Here is a 21,908-nt window from a genome sequence, read left to right as displayed (position 1 = left end):
CACCAGAGCCTTCCTAAAAATGAACGCGCTGCTTATGAAAGAAAGCATTTTCCTTCAGGATTACCACGGTGGTTTATGAAAGATAAGATTCCCCATGTAGAAAAAGAAATAGAAGCTGAATTAAAAAAGAAAAATAGTAAGAACAAGGAGTATAAAGAAAACTTAAAAGATAACGAAGATGGATATATTTAGCTGAAGTTATTATAAAGGGAATTTTTGTAAGTGAAAGATAACTTATTTTATTAAATGACACCTCTTTATATTTTAATTATAGGATTATATAGTATGAAGTTAAGTGAAAGATCACTGCTTGTTTTATTAGCATATGAAAGTGGCAATCATGCAGTTTGGTGCTCATATTGTGCGACATCGTATCTTCATGGATAGGGTAACAATATATAAAATAAACATAGTGTTTGATTTTGACTATTTTTGACTTTATCCTTATTATATAAGGAATTGGAAAATTAATAAGTAAATGAAAAAGGGGCTGAATTCAGAATGATTCCAGACGTGAGATTTAAAAATGGCTATCAAGAATTAATAGAGATGCGTAGTTTATTAATGCAGCAAATGGATTTCTCTGGATTGCAGGAATTTTTAAATCTTTTATATAAAGACCTAGATTATTATCGTGTAATGGCCGACCGACACGCCTCCCTTGGATTAACAGATGATGCAAGAAGGGTGAGAAGGCTGGAGAGGGAATTACAGGAGGTTGAATCTTTTTTAGATAAGTTTCCCTTCATTTCTTTAGAAAAGGACGGATCTATTACCACTACCAAAAAATTGGAGCTTAGTGATTTACAATTACTATTTAATGAATATAAGAAGTCGTTTAGTGACGAGAATGTTTCAAATCAAACCCAACCAATTGGTGAAAAGTTAGATAATTTGACTGTGATGGTGAATGAATTAACTGAACAGAGTAATAAACCACAATTATCTACTGCCCAGCAAGTGATATTAACAATTGTACTAGGGTTGTTAGTTAACTTCTTATCATTATATATTCTTCCTAGCGCAGAAAGTGAAAATCAAACATGTACCATTAATCAAGGTATTCATTTTAATCCAGGAGAAAGCTTAGTATTTAGTAATGAAACCAGAATTATTTTTTGTAATAATTCTGAATTAATGAAAGAGCCAACTGATGGAGCTGAATTAATTACTCAATTACATGGAATGTTTGTTATAAAATTTATTTCAGAAGATAATGATTGGATCTTAGTAGAATTTAATAAAAAAGGGCAGTTAATACAGGGGTGGTTAAGACAACGAAGTTTCTTTTTATATAAGGAAGTAAATAACTAAAAATATTAAATGATTTGAATTTTGGGGGTGAAACAGGATATCTCTGTACAGGTATCCTGTTTTATTACTTATAATAACTCTATGTTTATCTTATCTGTGTATTCATAAGCAGACAACAGTCTAAACTCCTTTATTTAAAAGTAGATTTACTAAAGTTTTAATGTAAACATATAACATGAAAAACTTTATATGTAAAAACGTTAAGGAATAAAAATAAATAAAAGAATAGGGAAGAGGTATATACATAAATATAGATAAACGATGATGCCTGGAAACTGGTATTCTCAGAACGTTAAATTTTGCTTAATGAAGCATCCTAAAAAAGCATTTGTTGTATGGGATTTGGCTCGAGACAATGAGCTGATTCAAGACAATTCTACTTTACTACATGTGGATCAATATTTAGATGCAGCGATTGATGGTGCAGCTGTTCCATGGTTAGTTGATACCAAAGGGTAAAAAGAGTTGTCATCTTTAACTCAATGTAAATATGGTAACAATAAGTTTGTAGGTACTGATAATTTTATTTGGACTGTTTTGCTCGTGAGACAGTTCAAACAATTCTTTATATTTCTCCAGAAGAAAAACATGATTTTTATAATACGGAAAGATAGATTATTGAACTTCAGGGTTATTTAGAAAAAAGCGGATAAACACGTTAATTCAAAATCAAAGGAAGGTTTTAAAAAAATTTATGTTATTGAAAAAATATGGTCTTGTAGATGATTATTTCGTATATGAAAAGCATGATAATTCTATTTACTCCTATTTGGTACTTAAAGAGGAATATGAAGAAAAAAGGAAAACTTCACCTGTTGGTTAAGTTTTCCAAAAGAATATTAAAATTCGTAAATATAATGTTTGTAATTTTACAGGTATGTGGATCCTATGTACCTGTTAAATAATTTTTGTAACAGAACTGAATAATTGATAAGAAAACAATCTCTACGGATCTTATTATTATGTATAAAGCAATATTACCTTAATAGGCCATGATTACAGATGCTCATGCCCCAAAAAGCTTCTTTATCTATACATGTAAATTACAATAAATCCTAACGTGAATTTTAAATGGAAGGAGATTTAAATAACTCTAAATGTGTCTTTATCCATGGGTGTGAACCGCAATAACTGTCAAAATTTTTAATATGAACTTTAAATGGGGGAAGATTCATATTGCATCTTCTTACTACTTCATTATAATTTTTTTCAGCCTCTTCCCAACTTAGTTTTTGTCCTTTAGCTGCTAAAATTAGTAGGTCCCAAAAGGTGATAATAACTTTCTTATTTTCAGAATCAATTGATATGTGTTCTTTAGCACCTTTATCATCACTTATGATAGCATCAATGTCCATTCCTAAAGAATAAGCATAACAATCTAACTCTCCAGGATCTAAACTCGCTCTCATCCTATCTTTTGTTTGATTAACTAACTTCTTTTTATCTACAGGGAGATCTTTCCATTCGTTCTTTGTCCTTTTTAAGAAAGTATCTCTATTTAAATAAGATAATAATTGTCCATGAACCGCTTGATGTTTATTCTTTAATTCCTCTTCTACTTTTGGAGTAATGTATACATTGCTAAAAAGCATAGGAACTATTTTGAAAAAAATTCTTCCTTTTACCATATGAACGATAATATCAGTATCAGACATGACAGCAGCTTCAAACAAGGTACTCATTGGTGAAGCCCCTCTTTCTCCACGTAACTAAGTAGACTAGGCATTCTTAAAAGGTCTGCTAGATATTGTGCTTTCTTTTTGGTTATCCTTTGTTGCTGTATATTTTCAATTAAACATCTCATAAATCTAGCTGGAATACGACTTTCTGGTAAGGGACAAACAATTGCTGTATCGTAACCAGCTTTTTTAGTGGCATCAATTAGTTCATTAGGTTTCTCTTTAGAGCTTATTTTGTTTAACTCATTACGTTGTTCTTTCGAAATAATATCATATTTATTTAGCATACGCGTTACTTGTTTATAGCTCAATTTAAAGTACTGCTGAATCCCAAAAATCTCCTTGTAACCTATAGATTGAAAATCCTTTATATTTGATAAATGAAGATAGTGTACTAATGATCGCTCCGGCATTAGAAAATAATCAGCAAATTTAAAAGCGAAACGTTCCATCTTGTTAAACTCAATAGTCTTTTGTTCCTTTGTATAATCTTCAATTTCCTTTACTCTGTCTAAATCTCTTAGAATATGACAGTATTCATGGATAGCAGTATAGTATTGTCTTCCTAATGGTTCTGATGCATTTAAAAAAATTGCCTTATTTCCTTCAAGTACGCGAATAAATCCAGAAGTACCTAAATTTGTAATTTGGAAAACGAGAATACCATGTGTCTCCAATAAAGCAATTATATCAATAGGATTAGAGTCATCTAACCCTAAATCTCCTCGTATTTTTTCAGCAAACTCTCTAGCTTCTATCTCTAGCTTCTTGTTTTCTAAATCAGAGAGGTTATTAGTTCCTTCTGTTCGTTTAAACATCCATTATACCTCCCTCTGTTTATTGTAAAGTTTCTCCTGAGATAACAATTCTTTGAGAATACTTTCAGACCAATCAATTAAATTATCATCAGATTGTTCTTCAGAAGAAAATCCTACTTGACGAAATAAAATCAAAGCATCAAGTTCACTTTGATTGACATCAGTCAAATCTGTTAATTCCAAACCAAGGAAGTTACAAATTTCTTCCGCATCTTTTAATGATAAAACTGTACGTCCAGCTTCAATATTAGCTATTTGAGACCTAGTTAAACCAACACCTGTACCTAATTCTTCTTGAGAAAAACAAAATTCTAACCGTGCCTGGCGAACTCTTTTTCCTATTACTTCATCTCTTAATTTAGTCACATTACTTCATCCTTTCGATTCGGATATACTCCATTATATAATATTTACACAAAAAAGTGAAATTCATGTTCGAAAATTAAACATTTTAAATTTGTATTGATTTATAAGGAAATTATAATGTTTGATTTACCTTATTTACAAAAATAATTGAAGAATTTTTACATGAATATTGATGGAAATGGTAACTATATTCATTATTTGGTCATTATTTGCATCTGTTTAAATCTTTGTTAGAAAAGACTATAATATGAACCCTTACTGAATTAAATAACTAAAATTCGATTGATTTTTAAGATTGGTAGTATAGAAAATGAATCGACTTAATAAGTAGTAAGTAGCATTTCTAAATACCCTTGTTTAAGATATTGGAGAAACGTTTGTACAATATCTTAAACAAGCCAAAAGAAGATGCAAATTATTGCTTTTTTTTTCTTAGCTCTAGAAGCAACGAATAAGGAATTTTATAAACGGTATAAACCCTTAAACGCAAAATGCTAAGGAATTTCTTATTCCGTCATCTGAAAAAATTAAATAGTTTAAACTCGTATTTACACAATTACATATTAAATATAAATTTTTCTTATTATGACTGCATTGTAGATGGTACAGAATTTAAGTCTATTTGTGTTCTTTTTGTATAATCTGCCATGACTGCTTTTTGCATGATGGGATTATTTAAAACGGACTCAAAAAAGCATCTATTTAAATATTTAAAAGGTATATCTTTTTCTCTTCGCTGAGCTATGTTTTTCTCAATATCAATCTCTTGTTGCAAAGTGTCGATATTATTTAAAGTATCATTATATCGTTCTGTTAAATTTTCCATGAATGCATCATATAGCCACTCAAATTTGCCAGCCCATCTATCACTAAGTTGATAAATACGATCAAAATTTTCAATTTTATGTTCTATGGATACAGCAGAGGGGTCTTTTGGAACTATCTGTACTTCAAAGAGATTCCTTGTACCAAATGTAAAACTAGTATTTACTTCATCAATTCCGTTATGAAGATAGGGAATGAAAGTGTTTTTAACATCGCCTTTACAGTTAGAATTAAGAGGATTTTCTCCCAGTTTGGCTTTTGAATTACAAGTATTACACATAGGTACTAGGTTATTTGCGTTAATTGCCAAAGCTGGATATAAAGATTTCGGAAAATAGTGATCTAGCTCAGTTGAATTGATATTATCTATCCATTCAACTTCACCACAACAGATTGAACATACTTTAATGGATTGTGTATTTGTCAATTTATACCCTTTTAAAAATTCTTTTCGGCTAAATGGAGCGTGAGACAATCCCTCTAATGTTTTAAAGCCACTTTTATTAAAGATATTTTCATAAAATGGAACTAAAAAATTATATAAAGTTGTTTTCAAATTTCGCTTTAAATCAAAAGATTTTAGTTTATAATCTTCCAATTCATGAAAATCTTGAAAATGTATATCATTTAAATATACCCTTAATAACTTTTTTCTATCTTTAATACTTAATTTGAATAAGCCGTAAAATCCAGATAAAACAGGCCCATTTGCATTTTTACTTTTTTTAAGGTACCATTTTCCTTCTTGTCCAAAATATATTAAGAATTTATTTTTATCATAAGTCTTATGTTCAATACTAAATTTTAACAAACGAATTATAAAATTGGAAACTTTTTCGAGTTGGTCGTGATATTCCGATTTTTCTTTATGTAATAGCATAAAATCATTCCTTTGATTCAATTTCAAGTAAGCGATTTGCGATTCTAAAATAATGATAGCCTGGTCCCATTTTACTACCTAATTTTTCAAGCAATGAAGTATCTTTTTTCTCATCAGCTAATTGGAAAGCTTGTTCAATCAATTTTTCTGAGTGTGTACCAATTGTACTGTTAGTTCCAAAGATTTGTTTATCAATTTCACCCCTGTTTGCACCAAAGGTGGAAAGCGAGACTCGTGAAGTCTTGGATATTTTTCCGTTTTTGGATATAAAATGATAAATTTGATCCGAATCAGCGTCAGTCAGTAATAAAGTAGAGTGTGTTGCTACAATAACTTCATGAAGGGCTGAGTGCACTTTAGATGGACATGTGAATTCATTTATATAGTGAATAAAATTAATGTTCCAAGCTTCATTTGAATGAACATCTGGTTCATCAAATAAATACAAAATATTATCCTTATACCTGCCTAATAATAATAGCCCTAAACGAGCAAGCCATAAGTATTCGCCATCACTAAAACTATTCTTATTAAGAATAACTCCTGAGTTTTTCATTTTAAATGCCATATCAATATTTTTTAATAGTCCAACTCTTTTTGCATACAACAGAGAAGATAAGAAAGCAAAAGGATTTGTTCTATTGTTTATTTTTTCATGAAAATAGTTAAAAGTATTATATGTAGTATCTTTAGTCAAACGAAATGTTACTGTACGATAAAAAGAACCTTCTTCATTCTCACTTATTGTTTGTGAATCGCTATTTAAGGAGATATTCTTGTAGTCATATAATATGGGGGAGTCAAATTCTTCTTCTGTATATAGTAGTTTTAGGAACTCCCTTTCAATTGAACCCTTTTCTGAGCCAACACGTTCTAGAATATCCTTTTCTGTTACCGTTATTGAAAAGGATATAGGCAAAAACTGTCCAATGATATTAAATAACTCTTTTCTTTTTTGACAATATTCCTGGTTAGAAGAAGGATTATCTGTGAGCCTAGAGAATGCACATAAAGTAATGATGACAAGAATAGCTGTTTCTCCATCAATATAAATACAATTTGGATCCTCATATAAATGCTCAATTTTCTGTATAATATTTTGGATAGTACTATTATTTTCAGGATCAGCATCTACATGGGTAATGTCGTAAATATCACTAATAAGAGAATCCTCTGGAGTTTTGAGTAATACTTCATTTAAATTATTTGTAGGACCTGTCGACTGAGCAATAATTTTTTCTGGATGATAGTTAACCTTTTGACTGAATGGCTCATTGTCCCAGTTATAAGGGATATTATCGATCCAATATGCTTTCTTCTTGTTTTTAGAAGATAATCGTACAGTTTTATAACTTTCATCAACAAATACAGTATATTCAATTTCATAATTGAATCCAGGTGATTCGTCTTGCATAATTCGTGTAAATATTAAACCGATAGCTTCTAAAAAGATAGATTTACCAGAACCATTTTGCCCAATTAAAAAACGACAAGGAACCTTATAAATTTGAGAATCATATTCATTGAATACAATTTTAAAATCTTTTAGACTTTTATATTTTTGGATATAAACTTTATTTATTCTCATCTTTTCTCTCCCGTGAAAATTCTATAGCAGGTTGCCATCTCTCAATTGAGATAGGTTTATCTTTAGAAATTGTAAATAGAGGGTTATCAAATCCATTGTTGGATTGGGATATGTCAGAATAAATGACTTTTTCTAATAACCCCATTGATTTAAAGAGATTTGTGGTTTGTACAGCTTCTTGAACCCCTACAATTCCTTTTGCTGCTTCATGTATGGCTAATGGATATTTAATATCTGGATCATAATACCTATAAAGTAGCATTTGTTGCCAATCTGCTAATTGTTCTATAAACCAAGGTAAAGTATTGTGTATTTCTTCTAACTTTTCTTTAATTAATAAGTTTCTTCTTTCAAATATCTGTTGATTAATTATGTCTGTGAATGGATCTAAGGTATCAGTAAATTCTATGTTGGAACCTGTTTCCGTATCTTGAATAGGATTCTCACCACTCTCATCGGTGTTTATTGGACTAAATTCTGATGAATTTATAACGTCATCAATAATAGCATTCTCGAAGGAATCCATTAAATCATACATTTGTATCATAATATCTTTTTCTAATTCGATTAATTCAGATAAAAGTCCTTTTAGGTCATGCTTTTCTTCTTCTTCTATTTCTAATTTAATAAATTTATAGTTATTCAGAGATAAATTATACTGTTTATCTCTAATATCTTGATAGCTAGCAAACGTAACGTTTTGATTAGTTCTATGAGATAAAGGATAATATGATAATTTATTATTGGTAGAAAGGTGCCTTTGCCACTCTTCAAAATCTGTATTTCTTGTATTCCAAGAATCAACTAAATCTTGCGAGTTTTTTACAACGAATGTGTCTGAATCAGTATACTCTAAGTCATTTTTGTTTATTTCATAGAACCAAATTTTTCTTTCATAAGTATTATTGTAAGAATGGCCCGAGTTCTTAAAAATTAATACACTTGTTTTGACTGAACTATTCTTTGCAATCCCAGAAGGTATAGAAATAATTCCTTCGATGGTTACATCATGAAAAAGCTGCTCTCTCACTTTTTTATAAGATTGGTTGAAAAAGAACCCTTCTGGTAGGTGAATTGCTCCCCGGCCATTTACTTTTAAGCATTCTATCATCTTAAAAAGATATGCAGTTTCTGAGGATGTATTTGTTCCTAAATTGTAATTGAGCCCATCTATTTCCCCATCCCTATATTTAAGACCAAATGGAGGAGTAATAAATAATAAGTCAAAACTTAGATTATTATGCAAAGATAAAAAATCTTTTTGCTCAAGTTTTGCAATAGCATCATTAAAAAGGAGCTGTAGTTTTGTCAATATTATATTTTCTTGCGAGAGGTCAAAGCCAAATATATTTGTATTATTTCTATTAATACTTGAAAAGTGAGTGTCATCAGAATGATTAGCTTGTAAAGTATTGATAGCCTCGGATAAGGATAGACCGTTTCCACAATTAGCGAATCCTATATTAGCTTCATAAGGGAGCTCTTGGCTTACTAATAATTCAACAATTATTTTCATAATGGGAGAAGGCAGCAAAGACTGTTTATTTAAACCGCCTAAATTTACTAACATATTAAAAATAGCTACATAATCAAATGTATCACCTGATTTTAAATCTTCAAATAATTTCATGATATATGATGCATGTTCAGATTTAAGATCCAATGGGATGGATGAATTCACAAAAAAATCCATTTCTCTGTTATCGAATAGTGAAAATAAAGGGTCCCTGTAATCAAGCGATTCTTGTGAATTTTCTATTAAGTTCAGTCTGTTTTTTTCATTTATGTATCTATCAGCCATTAAATAGGCTATATTAAATGCTGCCTTTTCTCCCGAGTAGCTAGCATTCCTCCATAAGTAATCTAACATTTCAGTAACGATTTTTTTTTCGAAATTTTTTTTGTCCATAAGATTTTAACCCCTTATTATTGAATTCCTAAATATATTGGTAAGATAATTATCAAAAAGGTCCTCTAGACTTTGATGTGACCCGATTTGTTTTTTACGTATATTAATAATATGGTTAAGATTTTCTTCAAATATTTTTTGTAAAGGAAGAGGCGGTAGTGGGACTTCCAGGCTCTTGAGAAAAAATACTGGCAAACGCATTCTACCTCCAGTTCCTTCCATTCCACGGGTAGCAAGGTTGCGGATATATTTAAACCTTAATAAACAATCAAGCCAATGGGAAAGAGCATCTTCTAGTGGTCTTAGAACGTAAAGCTCGGACGAACCAAATGCAAAGTCAGTTTTCAAGTTTTTTACAACAGCTCCTTTGCCATTTTCAAAACTAGGGGATATTTTTGCTAACAGTACATCATTGTTACTAAAACAACTGTAAAAGCCGTTCATCCCATCATTAATTGTAGTTTCCTTTTCTAAATTAAGGATTTCGCCGTGTGTTGATATATCTTGTAAGCCTATAAAAGGTACTTTGTTATGTGTACTAATGGTAGAGCTGATAATTTTTCTTTTCGATGGGTTAACTTCCACTACATCTCCTATTTTTACAATCGGCCAATTTTTAGGGTTTAACTGCGGGTTTCCAAACAATTCAATAAAGCATACTTTTCCGAATGAATGATATAATTTTTCGCTACGTTTTTGTTTATAAATGATATTTTCAATCTCTTCTAAACTGCTCTCAATTTCATGTTGTTCTAACCGATTGGGTAAGGGGATTTCAATCAGTTCTAAATCAGTTTTTTTTAAGATAGGTATTGTGAAATGTGAAGTAATCTGTTCAAATCTCTTTTTTATATATTTAGATCTCAATATGTAATATAAATATTTTTGACTAAGTATATGGGGTGCTTTAATATGGATACGCCCTACCATTTGATGAACTAGTCCTTCCTCCTGAAATTTATAAAATGCCACATTCCCCATATTTTTACCTTGGAGTGAAATTAAGAGCTCATTGTTTTTAACTTTTGAAACTCTGTTTTTTGTAGTAGAGAGAGTTGATGAGCTTGGGTCTATCTGCGATGTAATGTAACCGTCTTTGATATGATGAGGTTTAATAAGAGGACGGTTATTGTTTAAGGATATACTTTCTTTTTTTATAAAGTCTGTTTTTATAGAAATAACATCTGATAAACGTATGTAGGGCCATTTTTCTTTTAAATTCATCTATAACTCCTGCCTTTTCCTTCATTATTAGCGAATCTCTATTGAGGGAGCTGTTTTGATAATAAATTAAAGTAGTATAAGTTAATACACTTTCTTTGTTTAAAAATTACATTGAAAGGCGAATTAATTTATATATATTATACTAAATAAAAAGGGGAAGTATAGAATTGATTGGTTTGAATTTTCTAATTGAGTTAAAAAGTGTTTGTGATACTGGATAAGCTGTTTACTTATTTGAAGTGTTTGAAAAGAGAAAACATATCTTGATTGGAGAATAGAGCTTGTAAAACAGTCTTTTCAAGAAATTCAAGAGGATACACAAGCAGCGGATAGAAATGTATGGTTTTTTCCATCCGGCTATTCAATAAGTATGTAGTTCTTTTTGTGAATGGTATTCAAAATTGTCTAGAGGAAAAAAGAAAAAAGTAAGAGAATTAAGTTATCATAAATTAAAGGATCGATATACAAAGTAGTATCTATTTGTAATAATAAATATTTTACAAAAACTACAAGGTATGTAGTTAAGCTAGCTAAAAGGCATTCGTAAAGTGTATGTGATTTGTGTGATCAACATGCTCCTTTCCAAGATTAAAAAGGGAATCCATACTTGGAGGCGCATTATGCGAAATGGCCCTCAAAGGGTGGAGAAGGTATGATTTATAATATTTTTGGAGTATGTGCAAATTATCATCGGAAAAAGCATGCGTTACATCTTCTTGAAGAGGTAGAAAAATTTGTGGAAAGGCTAGCATGATATAAAAGATAAGATGTAAAAGAAGTGGAGCATGAGTATGGAAATATTATAGTCATACAAGCTACTAATAAGGCACATAAAGAGTATGGCATACCTAAAGTATTAGAGCATGCAGAACTCAAATGGGTACAAATTAGTAATTTATTAGATTTAAAATGTGCACCTGCAAATCTTTCGATTGTAGGGATTTTGTGTTTAAAATTTAGTTTTTATTTACGTATACTTAGATAATTAAACGGAGTAGTCATACACTGTTATTTTTCATTAAATAAAGAAATGGAGTTCAATTTTTTAAGGGTTAGAAATAGCTTATATAAATTAGTTAGTAAAAAGTTTAATTAAAGGTGATAGAAGGTAAAGTTTTATGGGAATTTATCGAGTACCTAATTTTGTGGGTTTAGCAACAGCAATAATGGATTATGAAAAATTTCCATGATTAATTTAATCCAACTTTAGAAATGATGTATTTTGAGCAAGGAAATATAAAGAGAAAAGCTGCTCAGAATCTTTGTAAATAGAATATGGATAGTGCAAGGTTTTCACAATGGTGTAAGGTGGATGTCTTATCTAATTTTTGCGATGAGTATAACTTTTTGTTTTTCACCTTTCAAGTTTAATAGATTAAATTCCTATAATCATGAACTTAACGTATAAGTGTTGTTGGATGAACTTGTATTTCACGCCCTTTCAAGCGTTTATGTACATCATGATAGCTTCAAGAAAAGTGGCGATAGTAACCCTCGGCTACCAAAATAATATCTTGTTTGAATTGTTTTCCGTTAAAGTATCTCAATTATTACGCTCTTGTTTATCTTTTCCAAAGTGTAACTTCGTCTCGAAAACTTTTCGCCAGAACTGTATGTAGTATAGACTTTTGAAAAAACAAGTCAATATACTTTAGGATAGAAGTCATTGAATGGTTAAAGAATATGATAACTTAAAATTTTGTTCCAAGTATTATAATAGCTAAATATTGAAAAATTTGATAATACGGATTTAAACCCTGCAATTTAAACACCATGTAGGTAGTATGCTTGGAACTGTATCATGAGTGATGGTAAATATAAGAACAGGGTTTACTATTAAAATGTGTAAAATATATAACAAAAACAATATACTAAGATTTAATGTGTAGTTATCCCTACTTTTTACAAGAACAATAATCCAGCTTCAAGTAGTGAAGGTAATATAGACTACTTTTTTGACAGCTATTACAAGTTATACTTTTTGTTTCAAGGGTTAAAGTCTATCAAAATAATAAAGGAGTGATTGTTGTTCATTTTACTAGGGGGGTTAGTATGCAATCGTGATTTGGATCTATCTGTAAGTAATGATAAAATCTTGATTAGATTTTATTATTGCTATAGGATAAAATTGTAATAAAAAAATTGAATGAAGGTGTTTAGAGATGATTCATAATGAAGATTCAAGAGTTAAAATACCTGCTATTGCTCATTTTGTAAGATTGGGATATCGATATGAGAGTAAAAAAGGTGCAGATATAGACTCTAGAAATAATATATTTGTTTCAATTTTCAAAGAATCCCTAGAAAGAATTAATGATAGAATTTTTAGTGGGGATGAGATAAACGAATTGATTCGTGAAATTGCTAAAATCACTGATAATAATCGAGATAAAGGGAAAGAGTTTTTTTCTCGATTGACAGAGTTTAATGCAATTAAATTAATTGATTTTGATAATATAAAAAGAAATTCATTTTCAGTTGTATCTGAATTAACTTTCCGCCGTGAGAAGGAAGAATTTAGACCTGATATTACTGTGCTTATTAATGGTATTCCACTTGCTTTTTTTGAAGTAAAGAAACCAAATAATAGAAAAGGAATCCAAGCAGAATTTGACAGAATGAAAAAGGAAAGACTTTTAAAAAAGCATTTAGTTCCTTTCATGAATCAACTCCAAATTATTGCCTTCAGTAATAATATGGAATATAACGATGCGTCAAAAACTATTGTGCAAGGGTCCTTTTATACAACTCCTAATGGGATGAAAACATCTTATAACCATTTTCGTGAGGAAAAAGAGTGTCATGTAAATGAATATATGGATGAAAATAAGTTAAAAGAGATATTGGTTGATAATAACGTTTTATCCATACTTGGAACGGCAGAGTTTAATACAAATATGGATATCCATACACCTGCAAATTCTTTTGTTACATCTGTATTTAGTAAAGAAAGATTAATGTTTTTTATTAAGTATGGAATTGTATATGTTGATTCTGCGAGGGATGGTTTACAAAAGCATATAATTCGCTATCCACAATATTTTGCATTACTAGAATTAAAATTACGATTAGAAAAAGGATACAAAAAAGGTGTTGTGTGGCATACCCAAGGGTCTGGGAAAACAGCCTTATCATACTTTGCGAGCAATGTTCTTAGAGACTATTATCAAGAAAAAAATATAATTACAAAATTCTATTTTGTTGTTGATCGTCTTGATTTATTAAACCAAGCTTCAAGTGAGTTATCATCACGTGGTATGAGTATTGCTGATATTAAATCAAAAGAGGATTTTGTAGCTAATATTAAATCCCCAGATATTATGCCTAAAATTAAGTCATCAGCTTATACAAAAGGAACAATGAATGTGGTTAATATTCAAAAATTTTCTGAAGAAGCAGTAGTTGATGATGATGATTGTTCTTTAGATATCCAAAGAATCTATTTTTTAGATGAGGTACATAGAAGTTATAAGCCTAAAGGTAGTTTTTTAGCTAATTTATTTGGGGCAGACAAAAATGGCATATTTATTGGATTAACCGGCACTCCTTTACTTAAAAATGATTACAAATCTACTGATATTTTTGGAGGATATATACACAAGTATTATTACAACCAATCAATTGCAGATAGATACACTTTAAGAATAAAAAAAGAGGAAATATCAACGATATTTAAAGAAGAAATTTGTAGAGTGTTAAAAATTAAGCCTGGCCAGCGTGTACGAGATGCAGAATGGGCTACTTTAGGAAAAACGGAGGATTTTTGTAATAAGGTAAGTGAGTACGTTCAGCAGGACTTTGCAGATTTTAAAAAAATAATGAATGATAAATCTCTTGGGTGTATGATTGTTACCTCGTCATCAGAACAAGCGAGAGCGATTCAAAAATGGTTTGAGATTAATAGTCGATTTAAGACCGCGTTAGTACTTCACGACGAAGAAGAGAATAAGCAGAAACAAAAAGATTATCAGGGCGAATCTGATGGAATCGATAAATCGATAAGTCCTTATAACGGCGTTATTGTTTATCAAATGCTTCTTACCGGTTTCGATGCACCGAGGCTTAAGCGGTTATATTTATTAAGAAAAGTGAGGGAACACAACCTTCTTCAAACACTTGCCCGTGTAAATAGACCGTATGGGGAAATGCAATATGGATATGTAGTTGATTTTGTAGATATTACGGAAGAATACGAGTCTACTAATAGACGCTATCTTGAGGAGTTAAAGACTGACCTTGTTGTAGATGAGGAAGATGTCAACCAAATATTCGTTAATGTTGAACATATTAACGAACAAGTAATGAAAATAAAAAACAAATTATTTTCCTACGATTTGGATAACTTGGAGAATTTCCAACTTCAAATATCAAATTTGAAAGAAGATAATCTTAGGGAGATAAAAGAGAGTCTCACTCAATATAGAGAGTGCTATTATGAGTTAAGGTTATCACATCAGTATGAAGCTATGGCAGAAATACCAATAGAGCGTATTAATAATGCATACTATGAAGTTTCAAATCGACTCAGTCTTATTATTGCGGGGAAAATTATTGATAATAGAGAAAAAAATTTGATAGATTTAGATCTTGGAGAACTCGTTATCAAGTTTCTAAAGATGAAAGAAGTTAATCTAGAATTTATGACTGAAAATGACATGATGGAGCGCATCAATAAAATTAAAAATGCACTTTCTTCAAATGCAGATCAAGACGACGAAGTATATAAATATCTACATGGAGAATTCTCCGAGATAATTAAACGATTTAAGGATGAAGTTAATAATACCCAAGAAACAATTCAGTTATTTGCTGATATGGATGAATTATTATCGGAAATACATAAACTTAATACTCAAAATAATGGACTAACTGTAAGGTATAAGGGTGATGAAGCATGTATGCGAATACATAAAAAAATGATAAAGCGATTTGCATTGTCACCCTTGGACATTTATGATGTTATTATGGAAATCGTAGGGTTTGTCAACAATCATGTAAAAACATTATATCGGCCAGACAAAGCTATTTTAGAAAGGAATTTAAAAAGACCTGTCAAAGCAGCTTTTAAGAAAAAAGGTATTAATCTGAACTCAGATCAAATATTAGATGTTGTGGACTTCTTTGCATATGATATATTTGGGTATTCACAGTAATGGAGGTATAAAGAGTGGGTTATGAAGAATATTTAACAAAGATTAAGATTATAATTGATGAATTAAAAGCAATGTGTTCAGATTTGGGATTAAGTAATACTGGTGATGAATACAAAATAATTAGTGAGCTATTCACTTATAAATTTCTTAATGATAAATTAAAGTATGAATTTGAAAATAGAGAAGATAAAGATGAAACTTTTGATGAGTTTGTTGATCTTGTAGGTGCGAATACTGCAAAAATGCGGTCAGAACATCTAATTGAAAACTTATATCAATTACAAAATAAACAAGAGTTTCACAAAACTTTTGATAAGGTTTTGGTAGAAATTAGTGATATGAATATTGATATTTATTCAATAGAAACTGTAACAGGACAGAAAAAGGGATTGTTTGATCCACTATCAAATTATATCCGTGATGAGAAAAAGGAAGTAGAGTTAGCTAAAAGAGCAATTAACATATTGGTTAAAGAAGATTTCCCTAATATTTACGAACAAAACTTTGACTTTTTCTCAAGCATTTTTGAATATCTAATTAAAGATTACAACAAAGATAGTGGGAAGTATGCAGAGTATTTTACACCTGCATTTGCTGGTAACATCATGGCTGAAATATTAGCGGATGATAAGGATATTCAAAATGTCTCTTTGTACGATCCTTCAGCCGGTTCAGGGACTCTTGTATTATGTCTTGCAAATGTGGTCGGTACTCAAAATTGTACAATTTTCACTCAGGATATATCTCAGAAGTCATCACAATTCCTTAGAATAAATCTGATTTTAAATAACCTAGCTCATTCCCTTCATAATGTTATCGAAGGGAATACTCTTACAGTACCAGGACATCTTAATAAAGATGGAAATCTTAAGAAATTTGATTATATCGTGAGTAATCCACCGTTTAATACTGATTTTAGTGCTATTGTAATAGAATTAGAAAATGATCTGTTTAATCGATTTTTTGCTGGAATACCGAATGTCCCGAATAAAAAGAAAGATAGTATGGCTATTTATCAGGTGTTTCTACAACATATACTTGCCTCTTTATCTGATAAAGGTAAGGCAGCAGTTGTAGTTCCTACAAGTTTTTGTACGGCAGCAAGCGGTATCCCAAAAACATATAGAAAAAAATTAATAGATGATAATCTGTTGCGTGGTGTTATTCACATGCCTTCTAATATATTTGCAACAACAGGAACTTCAGTAAGTATAATATTTATTGACAAAGAAAAAACTACTGAAGATGTAATGTTAATAGATGCTTCAGGTTTAGGAACGAAAACTAAACTTGAAGACGGACAAAGAACATTACTGTCAAAGGATGAAATTCAAGAAATTATTGAAACATTTAAGAAACGAATTGAAAAACCCGAGTTCTCTAAAGTTGTTGAGAATAAATTAATTAAGGGTTTTGGGTATTCTGTTCAAGCTGCGCAATATGTAGAGCATAAAGTAGAAGAAATTGGATTAGATGTTGATGATAGAATAGCTGAACTTAGTGCATCTACAGTAGAATTGTTAGATAAATCTGCTGAAATTGAGATAGAATTACGAAAAATATTAAAGGTGATTTAAAAGAATGAATTTAAAGACATTTAAAATTAAAGATTTCTGCGAAGTATCATCAAGTAAGAGAATTTATAAAGCTGATTATCGAGAAGATGGAATACCTTTCTATAGAGGAAAAGATGTTACTGAACTAGCATTAGGGAATAACTTATCAGATTTAGTTTATATAGATGAAATAAAATATAATGGGCTAAAAGAAAAATTTGGTGCTCCTCAAATAGGTGATATTCTAATAACAGCAGTTGGAACGCTATGTAATTCATATTTAGTTCAAGATGGACCTTTTTATTTTAAAGATGGGAATATATTTTGGTTTAAAAATTTTAATACTAAAATAATTAATAACCTATACTTTTATTGTATTTTAAATACTGATTTTATGAGAGCTCTTCTTGTCAAAAAAGGTAGTGTAGGAGCTGTTCAAAAAACATTAGTTATAGATAAGGTCAAAGAGATGGAAATACAAATACCTGATGTTGAATCACAGAAGGAAATAGCAAATAAAATACTAATGTTTAATAAAAAAATATCTCTCAATAATCAAATCATATCCAATCTTGAAGAGATAAATCAACTTCTTTTCAGGAAATGGTTTATAGATTTCAATTACCCTGATGAAAATGGGGAAATGTATCGATTAAATGGTGGAGGTTTGGTTGTGAGAGAAGGGAGGATTATACCGAAAGATGAGAATTGGGAGGTTAGGAGTTTACCCCAAGTTTGTAGAGTTGTTGACTGCCTCCATTCGAAAAAGCCTGATAAAGTTCAGGGGGGAAATGAATCAAATATAATGCTCCAACTCAATAATCTAGTTAAAAATGGTTGTATAGATTTGAATGAAAAATATTATGTATCTGAAGAAGATTACAAAGTATGGACGTCAAGGATTGAAGTTCAAGGGGGCGATTGTGTAATTACAAATGCAGGTAGAGTTGGTGCTGTTGCACAGATACCAAAATCCCATAAATTCGCAATTGGCAGAAATATGACTGCAATAAGGCCAATCGATATTCCTTCTACATTTCTTTACTATTACCTTTCTGGGGATGCAATAAAACAAGAAATTAGAAGAAATACCGATGCTGGTGCTTTTTTCAAAAGCCTAAATGTTAGAGGGATTATGTTGCTTAAATTAATAATTCCGCCTCAAGAAATATTAAAGAAATTTGAAGCCATTGTAAGGCCTATAAGAGAAAAAGTAGAAATGGCCCATAAAGAAAATACTTTATTGACTGAAACTCGTGATTTGTTCATAAAAAAATTGTTACGTTAGAATTTTTATAAAAAGCTAGTCTTGACGGGCTAGCTTTTTCATTTATTTAATTATTGATGGTATCGTTAAATAACCTATATTCTTACTATTTGGTTTGCAAAACAAATAAAAATTGGGGTTCTGTTGCAAAGTTTCCAAAGAAATAAACAAAAACATGTAATTGTGAAAATAGATTATGTTACTACTTGTAATTGTTGCGATTTATGATACATTGAAAACGGAGTCTGTTTGAAGCTTCGCCTTTGTTTATATAGGTCTCATCTAATTTCTACGATAATTCACTCTTTATATTTCTCGTCCTTCCAATTTGAAAGATTAAATTTCAATATTCATAAACTTAACGTATAATCGTTTTTGGATGAATCGCTATTCCATGCACCTTTAAGAGTTCAGATATATTACGTTAGCTTAAAGAGAAACAGTTCAAGAAAGATACCAAAATAATATCCTTCGTAAACTGTTTCTTTTTACTCTTTTCTAGAGTGTAGTCTCATTTAGGGTACTTTGTAATATAACTGCTATTTATAGCTTAGTATTATAACCTTAATTCTTAATGGGGAATTAAGGTTATTTTTATCAATTAATTAAGAAAATGTACAAAATAGAAATGTTTTAAAAGTTGTAGAAAATGAAATTAATAAAGTATATGTTTTTGATGTGGTAGCGTAATAACATCGATTAGCATAAAAGTAAGCTATAAATCATTATAGTATGATGATTGGGCTATTGAACTATTAAAATCGGTTCTAGAGGAAAAGTTATATTTAATCTCTCTTGATTAGTTATAATACGATATTTCAAGAAAATATTTTGTTGAAATATCGTATAGCCAAAAGAAGTAAACAGTTGCTAAAAAAATTTTATGATCTTTGATTGGTATATATAACAAATGTTAATGAGATTAATTAATCAAAATAATTTTTAAAAACTGTATTGAAGGAATTTTTTGTATATTGTATAATAATCTAAAGAACAATTTTGTCTTTTTAATCATTCCTAAATAACCAAAAACCTTTCGGGTTTACGATTCATTACAAGGAAGTGTATAAATCATATACGCTAATTTGTAATACGAATGTATTCCTGAGAGGTTTTTTTGCGTTGTAGGAATAGAGCAAGTGTTGAACTAACAAGGATGTGATAGGATGTCTTAACTTTTTAAGAAATGTAGTAAGGAAGTAAGAATTTTGAATTTCAAAATACAAAAGAAGTTGAAAAAAGATGAGAGGTGCAGTCTCGTCTTTTTTATTTCGAAAGGAGAAGGACATGGGTAAGAAAATTATGGTTCAATCTGTAAAGCTGGTAAAAGACAGTAATCGTATTTATGATATTGAGAAAAAGAAAATCACTTGTCCAGCGGATGCTGTACGTTTTGCACAGATTATATTTGATATAGAATCAAGACCAAATGAAATTTTTGGTGTATTTAACTTAAACACAAAGAATGAAATTATTGGCTGTAGCATTGTGTTCGAAGGAACTGTTGATTCATCGCTTGTCCACCCACGCGAGACCTTCCGCACAGCAATATTAAACAATGCATCTTCAATAGTCTGTTTTCATAACCATCCATCAGGACATAGTGTGGAATCCCATGAAGATGTCGAAGTAACTAAGCGATTAAAAGAATGTGGGATTATTATCGGTATCCCTCTTCTAGATCATGTCATTATTGGAGATAACAGCTATGTAAGTTTAATGAAAAAAGGGGTTATTTAATTAATAAAAATTAATAGATCAACTATATTCAAAAAACTGTTTGGAGGAATAAGAAGACTCTTAAGCGTTTGCTTACATGGATCTTCTTATTCTTTTTTATATGTAGAAAAATGCATACTGTATCTATAATATGTGATTCATAGAAATGGACAGATTCGGAGATAAGAAATATAGGATAAGAGAAAAAGGCTCCATGCATAATAAACTAAAAACATAGCTTTAGCCTAAAGTGAGAAAGAATAGGCTAAAGGCTATTAAATTGATAAAATTTAAATAAAATAAGGACTAAAATACGGTCTTTTTTCTACTTTCATCGAAGCATGCTGTTCGTAAAGAGCCTTCTATACATGGGCATGTTTATAAGTTGAAATATCCACTTGGAACAAGTTGTTATGTTAATGAGAGGTACCACGCATGAGGATACAATTACTTACAAATATTAAAAGTTTTCCTGTTGTGTACCAAGAAGCAAAATCTATTTATGATAAAATATAGAAAAAGATGATAAAGAAGGGACAATTAACGTGAAACCAACAATTTATGATGTTGCAGAAAAAGCAGGTGTATCAATAGCGACTGTATCTAAGGTAATTAATCAAACAGGGCGTATTAGTGAAAAAACAATAAACAAAGTAAATCAGGTAATGGATGAATTAGATTACCAGCCAAGTAGTGTAGCAGCAGCGTTAACAGGTAAAAAAACATATACAATTGGGGTACTTGTCCCAGATATCTCAAACCCCTTTTTTGCTGAAGTAGCAAGAGCTTTTGAAAATAGTGCACGAGAATCAGGGTATACACTCATTTTATGTAGTACAGATCATCAAACAAAACGTGAGCACGAATACATTGATTTATTATTTAAAAAGCAAGTAGATGGCATTATTATTGCAACGGAGCTAAATGATTATAAACTTGTTAAAAAAATAGTGAATCGAGATTTGCCGCTTGTTTTATTCACTGTAGATCATCCTTCCATCACAACTCATGTTGTAACAACTGATGATATGAAGGGAGGCTATCTAGCTGGACAGTATTTAACGCAGAAAGGCCATACATCTTTAACGATTATGATGGAGAAGGATAGAAAAAGTAGCTTAGGGAGACTGACTGGTTTCAAACAGGCTCTTACAGATTCAGAGGTTTCGTTAGAAGAGGATGCTATCATTAGTTGCTATTCCACAGTGGAAGATAGTAAACGTGCAAGTAAGGAATTACTTAATTTGCCTAACAGGCCTACAGCTGTTTTTGCTTGTACAGATTTGATTGCTATATGCCTTATGAATGAAGCAAGAAAACAAGGACTTTCGATTCCGGAAGATTTATCAATTATTGGATTTGATAATACAATCTATGCTGAGATTGCTGATCCAGGGTTAACGACGATTGAACAGCCAATTACACAAATGGCAGCCTGTACGTTTGAACAACTCTTAAAAACGATGGAAATGAAGGCGCATGCCAAGCAAAAAATTACAATTATACCTCAGTTAGTAGAGCGATCCTCAGTAAAGGATATTACATGAAAGCTTTTTTAATAGCTTATTTGAATGTAACGAAAAGAAGGTCATCATAACCATGTGCAGTTA

The 21,908-nt window shown here is 30.5% G+C and carries 14 protein-coding genes and 1 pseudogene; 7 read left to right on the top strand and 8 right to left on the bottom strand.

Annotated features, from left to right (window positions below):
* Positions 1 to 501 precede the first annotated feature (501 nt).
* Positions 502 to 1,314 (top strand): hypothetical protein, encoded by an 813-nt coding sequence (locus ABH955_RS20670; protein WP_404491609.1) that lies wholly within the window; start codon positions 502 to 504, stop codon positions 1,312 to 1,314.
* Between the two features lie 1,067 nt (positions 1,315 to 2,381).
* Here ABH955_RS20670 and ABH955_RS20665 read toward each other — a convergent pair.
* The 7 genes from ABH955_RS20665 to ABH955_RS20635 form a co-directional block, all read right to left on the bottom strand.
* Positions 2,382 to 2,996, bottom strand: a complete 615-nt coding sequence (locus ABH955_RS20665) for a hypothetical protein (protein ID WP_404491608.1) — start codon at positions 2,994 to 2,996, stop codon at positions 2,382 to 2,384.
* Complete coding sequence (locus ABH955_RS20660) at positions 2,993 to 3,811, bottom strand: ImmA/IrrE family metallo-endopeptidase (protein ID WP_404491606.1); 819 nt, start codon at positions 3,809 to 3,811, stop codon at positions 2,993 to 2,995. Before ABH955_RS20660 ends, ABH955_RS20665 begins: the two co-directional genes overlap by 4 nt.
* Positions 3,812 to 3,814: 3 nt before the next feature.
* Positions 3,815 to 4,177, bottom strand: coding sequence for a helix-turn-helix domain-containing protein (locus ABH955_RS20655; RefSeq protein WP_404491604.1), 363 nt, complete (start codon positions 4,175 to 4,177; stop codon positions 3,815 to 3,817).
* A gap of 583 nt (positions 4,178 to 4,760) precedes the next feature.
* Positions 4,761 to 5,882: a hypothetical protein gene (locus tag ABH955_RS20650; RefSeq protein ID WP_404491603.1), complete on the bottom strand. Its 1,122-nt coding sequence runs from the start codon at positions 5,880 to 5,882 to the stop codon at positions 4,761 to 4,763.
* A 4-nt stretch (positions 5,883 to 5,886) separates the two neighbouring features.
* Entirely contained in the window at positions 5,887 to 7,470 is a 1,584-nt protein-coding gene (locus tag ABH955_RS20645) for an AAA family ATPase (protein ID WP_404491602.1), read from the bottom strand.
* Positions 7,457 to 9,379 carry an HsdM family class I SAM-dependent methyltransferase gene (locus tag ABH955_RS20640; RefSeq protein ID WP_404491601.1) on the bottom strand — a complete coding sequence of 641 codons (1,923 nt, stop codon included), beginning with the start codon at positions 9,377 to 9,379 and terminating at the stop codon, positions 7,457 to 7,459. Before ABH955_RS20640 ends, ABH955_RS20645 begins: the two co-directional genes overlap by 14 nt.
* Positions 9,380 to 9,385: 6 nt before the next feature.
* Positions 9,386 to 10,603 carry a restriction endonuclease subunit S gene (locus tag ABH955_RS20635; RefSeq protein WP_404491599.1) on the bottom strand — a complete coding sequence of 406 codons (1,218 nt, stop codon included), beginning with the start codon at positions 10,601 to 10,603 and terminating at the stop codon, positions 9,386 to 9,388.
* Between the two features lie 778 nt (positions 10,604 to 11,381).
* Here ABH955_RS20635 and ABH955_RS20630 point away from each other — a divergent pair.
* Positions 11,382 to 11,588, top strand: coding sequence for an NUDIX hydrolase (locus ABH955_RS20630; protein ID WP_404491597.1), 207 nt, complete (start codon positions 11,382 to 11,384; stop codon positions 11,586 to 11,588).
* A gap of 415 nt (positions 11,589 to 12,003) precedes the next feature.
* On the opposite strand, the pseudogene ABH955_RS29185 reads toward ABH955_RS20630, so the two are convergent.
* Positions 12,004 to 12,150: pseudogene (locus ABH955_RS29185) on the bottom strand (IS6 family transposase); the annotation flags it as partial.
* Between the two features lie 615 nt (positions 12,151 to 12,765).
* On the opposite strand from ABH955_RS29185, the gene ABH955_RS20625 reads away from it, so the two are divergent.
* The 5 genes from ABH955_RS20625 to ABH955_RS20605 all read left to right on the top strand — a co-directional run bounded on the left by ABH955_RS20625 (position 12,766) and on the right by ABH955_RS20605 (position 21,845).
* Positions 12,766 to 15,756, top strand: coding sequence for a type I restriction endonuclease (locus tag ABH955_RS20625; RefSeq protein ID WP_404491595.1), 2,991 nt, complete (start codon positions 12,766 to 12,768; stop codon positions 15,754 to 15,756).
* Between the two features lie 14 nt (positions 15,757 to 15,770).
* Complete coding sequence (locus tag ABH955_RS20620) at positions 15,771 to 17,333, top strand: HsdM family class I SAM-dependent methyltransferase (protein WP_404491593.1); 1,563 nt, start codon at positions 15,771 to 15,773, stop codon at positions 17,331 to 17,333.
* 4 nt (positions 17,334 to 17,337) lie between these two features.
* Complete coding sequence (locus tag ABH955_RS20615; protein WP_404491591.1) at positions 17,338 to 18,600, top strand: restriction endonuclease subunit S; 1,263 nt, start codon at positions 17,338 to 17,340, stop codon at positions 18,598 to 18,600.
* Between the two features lie 1,266 nt (positions 18,601 to 19,866).
* Positions 19,867 to 20,319, top strand: coding sequence for a JAB domain-containing protein (locus ABH955_RS20610; protein ID WP_098561971.1), 453 nt, complete (start codon positions 19,867 to 19,869; stop codon positions 20,317 to 20,319).
* Positions 20,320 to 20,843: 524 nt separating this feature from the next.
* Positions 20,844 to 21,845, top strand: a complete 1,002-nt coding sequence (locus ABH955_RS20605) for a LacI family DNA-binding transcriptional regulator (RefSeq protein WP_088063450.1) — start codon at positions 20,844 to 20,846, stop codon at positions 21,843 to 21,845.
* Positions 21,846 to 21,908: the final 63 nt, after the last annotated feature.

The organism is Bacillus sp. RC240 (assembly GCF_044907945.1).
Lineage (GTDB): Bacteria > Bacillota > Bacilli > Bacillales > Bacillaceae_G > Bacillus_A > Bacillus_A mycoides.
Note: the sequence above shows the minus strand (reverse complement) of the source record. Positions and strands in the feature narration are given on the sequence as shown.